Below are 7,081 nucleotides of genomic sequence, written 5' to 3'. Positions count from 1 at the left end.
CGCTTGCGACTGCCCCTCTCCCCGGCCCTCTCCCCCAGGGGGGAGAGGGAGAGCCAGCGCCGCCACGGTTGTGTCCACCAGATCGACATAAGCCAGCCCCTCGGCCAGCTTCAGCGCCGCCTCGAAGCTCTCCGCCAGGCGCGTCGCCATGTCGGGGCCGACGACCAAGCGGTCGACCACCACTTCGATGTCGTGCTTCAGTTTCTTGTCGAGCGCGGGGGCCTCGTCGATCTCGTAAATCTCGCCATCGATGCGCACGCGCGTAAAGCCCGCTTTCTGCCATTCGAGCAGTTCCTTGCGATACTCGCCCTTGCGCCCGCGCACGACCGGCGCGAGCAGATACAGCCGCGTGCCCTCGGGCAGCGCCATCACCCGGTCGACCATCTGGCTGACGGTCTGCGCCGCAATCGGCAGGCCGGTGGCGGGCGAATAGGGGATGCCGACACGCGCCCACAGCAGGCGCATATAATCGTAAATCTCGGTGACGGTCGCCACGGTCGAGCGCGGGTTGCGGCTGGTGGTCTTCTGCTCGATGCTGATCGCGGGGCTGAGGCCCTCGATATGGTCGACATCGGGCTTTTGCATCAGTTCGAGGAACTGGCGCGCATAGGCGCTCAGGCTCTCGACATAGCGCCGCTGCCCCTCGGCATAGATGGTGTCGAAGGCGAGGCTCGATTTGCCCGATCCCGACAGGCCGGTGATGACCGTCAACGTATCGCGCGGAATATCGACCGACACGTCCTTGAGGTTGTGCTCGCGCGCGCCGCGCACCGAAATATGAGTCAGCATGAAGGACGTGTTCCAGATTTGTTCTTGAAAGGCAAATGGCAATCGGGCAAAAACCAACATGGCGTCGCCAGTCGGCATCGACAAGCAGGGGGCTTGCACCGGGCAAGCGATCGGGCATGGTGAATCGATGAACGAACGGCCCGGCTTTTACGAATTTTTCGCAGGCGGCGGAATGGCCCGCGCGGGGCTGGGCGGGGCGTGGCAATGCCTGTTCGCCAATGATTTCGATCCCAAAAAGGCCAAAGCCTATGCCGACAATTGGGGCACGGACGAGCTGTTGCTTGGCGATGTCGGCGAGGTAACACCCCGCCAACTGCCCGGCCAAGCGGATTTGGTGTGGGCGTCCTTCCCCTGCCAGGACCTCTCGCTCGCCGGGGCCGGTGCCGGGCTTACGGGCACGCGATCGGGCGCATTCTGGCCGTTTTGGAACCTGATTCAGGAGGTGAGCACGCAAGGCCGAAAGCCGCGCGCGATCGTGCTGGAAAACGTCTGCGGGCTGCTGACATCGCGGAACGGCGCGGACTTTGCCGCGCTGTGCCAGACGGTTGGGGATGCCGGCTATTGGCTGGGCGCGATGGTGATCGACGCGCAGCATTTCGTGCCGCAGTCGCGCCCACGTCTGTTTGTCATCGCGCTGGATCGCGCGACAGAGGTGCCCGCCCGCGTCTTCAGCCCCTGGGCGGTCGATCGCTGGCACCCCGAGCGGTTGCGGCAGGCACAAGCCGCGCTACCGGAAAAGCTGCGCGCGCAATGGCTGTGGTTCACCGCCCCTGCCCCCGGCAACGCGCCAAGCCCGGCTTATCGATATCATCGAGGATCATCCCCGGGACGTCGCATGGCATAGCGCCGCCGAGACGCGGAAGCTGCTGACGATGATGAGCAACGGCAACCGCGCGAAGGTCGATCTGGTCGCTGGCAATGCGCGCAGGGCGGTCGGCGCGGTGTACAAGCGCACCCGGATCGAGAACGGCAAGAAGGTGCAGCGCGCCGAAGTGCGGTTCGATCTGGCGGGCTGCCTGCGCACGCCAGGGGGCGGGTCCAGCCGGCAGACGATCCTGGCAGTTGAGAAGGGCAAGGTGCGCACGCGGCTCATCTCCGCTCGCGAGACCGCCCGGCTGATGGGGCTGCCCGAAGCCTATCGCCTGCCCGAGCGCTATAACGATGCCTATCATTTGACGGGCGATGGCGTGGTCGTTCCGGTCGTGCGCCACATTGCGGAATGGGTGCTGGAACCCGCGCTGACGCAATCGGGGATCGCCCTTGCCTCTGCTTAAGGAGCCACGATCGCCGACCCGGCGTCGGGTCGCCGACATCGACACCAAAAAACGCCCCCGATGAGACGATCGAGCTGCGCCGCGCACTCGAGCAGTTCAAGCGCCAGAAACTCTCCGATTTCTTCGACCAGGCCCCGGTAACCAAAGCCGGGGTCTCGATTTCGGTCGGGGCGGTGAAATGGGGCGTCTACGCCTTTTTCGATTATGACGGCGAGCCGATCTATGTCGGCCAAACGCGCGAAACCGTGGGCGGGCGGATCGGGCGGCATTTGACCAACCAGCGCACCGACGCGGTGGCGATGTCGGTGCTCGATCCATTTGAAGTGCGCACGATCAAGGTCTGGCTTTTGCCTGAATATCAGGACGTAAAGGGCGATCCGAAACGCGTGCCCGCTGCGCGCGCCGCCGCCGACCACCTCAACGCGCTGGAACGCAGCGTGTTTATGAAGCTTGTCAGCGAAAGCGATTTCGGGCGCATCCTCAACGAAAAGGATCCGCCCGACGTCCCGTTATGCGCGCTGCCACCGGCGATCGAAGGCGAGATCGTCAGCCCCGACGTGCTCAAACTCCGCCAACACCCCGATGTGCGGATCGCCCGGCGGGCGCTAACCATCGCCCGACTGGCACAGATTATCGCCGGACGCGACGTGCAGGCCGGGCTGCGTCGGGCGCTGGCAACGCAGGCGGATCGGTTGGCATGGCTGGCGAACGAACGCTTCGCGGCGCTAGGCGGCGAAGCGGCGGTCGAGGAACGCGACGCGGACGAGCCGACGGACCATGACATGGATGGCGGTGAGGCGTCCTAATCCGACACCGACCGGATGCGGTTCCAGGTCAGGGCATTGGTGGTCGCAGATCAACCCTATGGTCGTGCGGCCCGCTGCAATCGCTGCACTCCGCAGTCCCAAGCAATACCACGAATGGAACGGAAAACGATCCGTTGCAGAGCAGCGATGAACCGCTAAAGTCCTGAAAACACTATGCTGGGGGGCAAGCAATGAGGACGATCGCGATCGCGGCGCTGCTGATGCAAGTTACGACGGCACCCAACGACGCTCCGTTGGTCCCAAGCGGTAAGTGGACCGTGGACTATGCCAATGCCGGCTGCATCCTGTCGCGTGATTATGGAACGGCACCCGCAGTCACGTCGATCGGGTTCAATCCATTCCCGCTCGGCGACACGCTTGAAGTCATCACGGTATCGCCGGGCATGCCCGCAAAACGCTACGAGAAATTGAAGGGTACGCTGACCCTGCAGCCGTCGGGTGAAACGTTCCAGAGCGACGTTGCCGTTTATGGCATAGCCGCCAGGAACAACACCCTCACCACCTTGAACGCCGAAGGCGATATCGCGGCGAAGTTATTGCGCTCGACCAGCGTATCGATCGCTTTGGCCGACGGAACCCACAAAAGCTTCGCAGTCCCCGGCATGCAGGGCGCGGCGGCGGCGCTGAGGGCCTGTCAGGACGATCTGCTTAAAGGCTGGGGCATTGATCCCAACGAACGCGACCGCGTTCCGACGCCCAAACCGCGCACTGAGATTGCGACGTGGCTCAGCACCGACGACTATCCATCCGAAGCTATGGCATCGAATTCGGAGGGCACCTCCGTGATCGTATGGACGATCCAAACCAACGGCCTGATAGGGGATTGTCGCGTCGTCCAATCCAGTGGCTCAAAACCTCTGGACGACGCCGCCTGTCGCGCTTTCAAAAAGAGGGGACGCTACCCCCCGGTCATCGATCGTGACGGAAAACCTGCAACAGCGCACGCGATGCACAAAGTCGTATGGCGTCTTCCCTAACGGTAGCTATTTCGCCCCATAAGCCGGCAGCCCCAACCGCCACCGGATCGCCGCCGCGCGCAGGGCGAAGCCGCAGCTTGCCGCCACGCCCGCCGCGAGCGTCGGCGATACGCCCAGTTCGACCAGCGCGACGTGCAGCCCCGCCGCTAGCGCGGCTGCCGTGACATAGAGTTCGGGCCGCATCAGGATCGACGGTTCGCCCGCCAGCACGTCTCGGATGATGCCGCCGACGCACGCCGTTACCACCCCCATCAAGGCTGCGGGCACGGGCGGGATGCCGAAGGCCAGCGCCTTGGCCGCGCCGAACACGGCATAGGCAGCCAATCCGACGCCATCGAGCCAGTCGAGCGCCGAGGTCGGCGCGTGCGCGCCCTGCCACCAACCGCGCGGTGTCGTCCACACCAAGACCGCCACCGCGAGGCAAATGGCGGCGACCAGCGGATCATGCACCCAGAACACCGGCGCACCGATCAACAAATCGCGCACCGATCCGCCGCCAACCCCGGTGATCAGCGCGAAAAAGGCGGCGGTGACGAAGGTCTGCCCGCGCCCCGCCGCCGCCAGCGCCCCGGTAATGGCGAACACCGCGATCCCGAACAGATCGAGCCACGGCAGAATCGAGCCGAATTGCCAGGGAGCGAGGGGGAGCATCCGCACTCCTGTAGCGCGCCTGCGCGAGGAAATGAATGCTGGGGCGGGCTTATCACGGACGCGGCCCAAACTGGCATGGGCAAAGCCCATGCCGTCGGTCGGCGCCGTAGCGCCGCCGGCCGGTCTGATCGCGGCAAGCCTCGGCCGTAGCTTTCGCTACGGCCTCGGGCGATCAAACGTGGATCGCTTTCCCGCGTACCGCCATCGCCGCTTCCTTGATCGCTTCGCTATGCGTCGGGTGAGCGTGGCAGGTGTAGGCGATGTCCTCGCTGGTCGCGCCCATTTCCATGCCCAAAGCGGCCTCTGCGATCATGGTGCCCGCTGGGACGGCAATCGCCCACACACCGAGCACGCGGTCCGACTTAGCGTCGGCGATGATCTTCACGAAACCGTCGGGCTCGTGATTGGTCTTGGCGCGGCTGTTGCCTGCCATCGGGAACTTGCCGACCTTGATCTCGCCTTTGGCCTTGGCCGCTTCCTCAGTCAGGCCGACACCCGCGATTTCGGGCCAGGTGTAGACCACGCTCGGGATGACATCGTGGTTCACGATGCCGGTCAGCCCGGCGATATTCTCGGCAACGGCAATGCCTTCGTCCTCTGCCTTGTGCGCGAGCATAGGGCCGGGGATGACGTCGCCAATCGCCCAGATGCCGGGAACCGCGGTCTGGAAGCGGTGGTCGGTGTCGATCTGGCCGCGCGCATTGGTGGCAAGGCCTGCCTTTTCGAGCGCCAGACCATCGGTGTTGGGACGACGACCGATCGCGACCAGTACGCAATCCGCCGTGATCGTCTCGGCGGCACCACCTGCCGCGGGTTCGACCGTGATGCTGGCGGTGTCGCCGCTCACAGAAACGCCAGTGACCTTGGTCGAGAGCTTGAATTCGATACCTTGCTTGCGGAAAATCTTGTTGGCTTCCTTGCGGATGTCGCCATCGAAGCCCGGCAGGATCTGGTCGAGATATTCGATGCAGGTGACTTTGGCCCCCAGCCGACGCCACACGCTGCCCAGCTCAAGCCCGATCACGCCGCCGCCGATGACCACCAGATGCTCGGGCACCTTGGCCAGTTCAAGCGCGCCGGTGGAATCGACCACGACCTTCTGGTCGACCGTCACACCCGGCAGCGGGGTGACCGAGGACCCGGTCGCGATCACAATATCCTTGGCGGTGACGGTCTGCTCGCCGACCTGCACGGTATGCGCATCGACGAACGCGCCGCGGCCCTTCAGCCAGGTCACTTTGTTTTTCTTGAACAGGAAGGCGATGCCACCGGTCAGCTGCGTCACCGCATCGATGCGCTGTGCATGCATCGCGGGGAGATCGAGCTCGGGCGTGACCTTGATGCCCATCTTGGCCATCGTGCCATTGGCGGCGGCATCGAAATATTCGGACGCATGCAGCATCGCCTTGGACGGGATACAGCCGACGTTGAGGCAGGTGCCGCCGAGCGTCTCGCGGCTCTCGACGCATGCGGTGCGGAGACCCAGCTGCGCCGCGCGGATCGCGGCGACATAGCCGCCGGGGCCCGAACCGATGATGAGGACGTCGTAATCGTAGTCAGCCATGTGTCACTCCGTTCGCCCTGAGCTTGTCGAAGGGCTGCGTTCTCTTCCGTCCGATGAAAAAGGACAGTGCTTCGACAAGCTCAGCACGAACGGAATATGGGTAATCTCAGTTCGCGATTACAGGTCGATCAAAATCCGGGTCGGGTCTTCGATCGCGTTCTTCAGTGCGACGAGGAACGTCACCGCTTCGCGCCCGTCGATCAGGCGGTGATCGTAGCTCAGCGCCAGATACATCATCGGGCGGATCACGATCTCGCCGTTCACCACCACCGGGCGGTCCTCGATGCGGTGCAGGCCGAGCACAGCCGCCTGGGGCGGGTTGATGATCGGGGTCGACATCAGCGAACCGAACACGCCGCCGTTCGAGATGGTGAAGGTGCCGCCCTTCATCTCTTCCATCTTCAGCGTGCCGTCCTTGGCGCGCTTGCCGAAATCGCCGATCGTCTTTTCGACTTCGGCGACCGACATCTGATCGGCATCGCGCACCACCGGCACGACGAGCCCACCCGGCGACGACACCGCGACCGAGATATCGGCATAATCGTGATAGACGATCTCGTCGCCCTCGATCGAGGCGTTGACGCTGGGGATGTCCTTCAGCGCAAGGCATGCCGCCTTCACGAAGAAGCCCATAAAGCCCAGGCGAACGCCATGCTTCTTCTCGAAGAGATCTTTGTACTTGGCGCGCGCCGCAATCACCGCGCTCATGTCGACGTCGTTGAACGTCGTCAGCAGGGCGGCGGTGTTCTGCGCTTCCTTCAGGCGCTTGGCGATGGTCTGGCGCAGGCGCGTCATGCGCACGCGCTCTTCCTTGCGGCCAGTGGCGGCAGCGACCGAGGGGGTTACCGGGAGCGGTTCGCTCGGCGCGGCGACGGGCGCTGGCGTCGCGGCGGCGGCGAGGACATCGTCCTTGGTCAGGCGACCGTCCTTGCCGGTGCCCTTGACCGTCGCCGGATCGACGCCGTGTTCGAGCACCGCGCGGCGCACCGACGGGCTGAG

Annotated in this window: 7 protein-coding genes and 1 pseudogene; 4 read left to right on the top strand and 4 right to left on the bottom strand. The window is 64.5% G+C overall.

The features are described 5' to 3' along the window. Window positions 1–789 (bottom strand): annotated as a pseudogene (locus tag NW75_RS13945) (excinuclease ABC subunit UvrA); the annotation flags it as partial. A gap of 58 nt (window positions 790–847) precedes the next feature. Between NW75_RS13945 and NW75_RS26620 the strand changes: the two are divergent. The 4 genes from NW75_RS26620 (at window position 848) to NW75_RS23000 (ending at window position 3,867) form a co-directional block, all read left to right on the top strand. Beyond that, complete coding sequence (locus NW75_RS26620; protein WP_231565213.1) at window positions 848–1,633, top strand: DNA cytosine methyltransferase; 786 nt, start codon at window positions 848–850, stop codon at window positions 1,631–1,633. Between the two features lie 28 nt (window positions 1,634–1,661). Continuing rightward, window positions 1,662–2,063: a DNA cytosine methyltransferase gene (locus NW75_RS26615; protein WP_231565212.1), complete on the top strand. Its 402-nt coding sequence runs from the start codon at window positions 1,662–1,664 to the stop codon at window positions 2,061–2,063. Beyond that, window positions 2,009–2,869 carry a GIY-YIG nuclease family protein gene (locus NW75_RS13935; protein WP_156143037.1) on the top strand — a complete coding sequence of 287 codons (861 nt, stop codon included), beginning with the start codon at window positions 2,009–2,011 and terminating at the stop codon, window positions 2,867–2,869. Before NW75_RS26615 ends, NW75_RS13935 begins: the two co-directional genes overlap by 55 nt. Window positions 2,870–3,060: 191 nt before the next feature. Further along, window positions 3,061–3,867: an energy transducer TonB gene (locus NW75_RS23000; protein WP_052192413.1), complete on the top strand. Its 807-nt coding sequence runs from the start codon at window positions 3,061–3,063 to the stop codon at window positions 3,865–3,867. A gap of 6 nt (window positions 3,868–3,873) precedes the next feature. Here NW75_RS23000 and NW75_RS13925 read toward each other — a convergent pair whose 3' ends face one another. The 3 genes from NW75_RS13925 to odhB form a co-directional block, all read right to left on the bottom strand. Then, window positions 3,874–4,518, bottom strand: coding sequence for a trimeric intracellular cation channel family protein (locus NW75_RS13925; protein WP_033965803.1), 645 nt, complete (start codon window positions 4,516–4,518; stop codon window positions 3,874–3,876). 172 nt (window positions 4,519–4,690) lie between these two features. Beyond that, window positions 4,691–6,082, bottom strand: a complete 1,392-nt coding sequence (gene lpdA / locus NW75_RS13920) for a dihydrolipoyl dehydrogenase (RefSeq protein WP_033965802.1) — start codon at window positions 6,080–6,082, stop codon at window positions 4,691–4,693. A gap of 117 nt (window positions 6,083–6,199) precedes the next feature. Continuing rightward, the coding region (odhB, locus tag NW75_RS13915) for a 2-oxoglutarate dehydrogenase complex dihydrolipoyllysine-residue succinyltransferase (protein ID WP_033965801.1) at window positions 6,200–7,081 on the bottom strand (882 nt) is incomplete at its 5' end.

The sequence above is a fragment of the Sphingomonas sp. Ant H11 genome (assembly GCF_000797515.1).
Taxonomy (GTDB): Bacteria; Pseudomonadota; Alphaproteobacteria; order Sphingomonadales; family Sphingomonadaceae; genus Sphingomonas.
The sequence above is the reverse complement of the archived record's forward strand: the minus strand, read 5'-3'. Positions and strand labels throughout refer to the sequence as shown.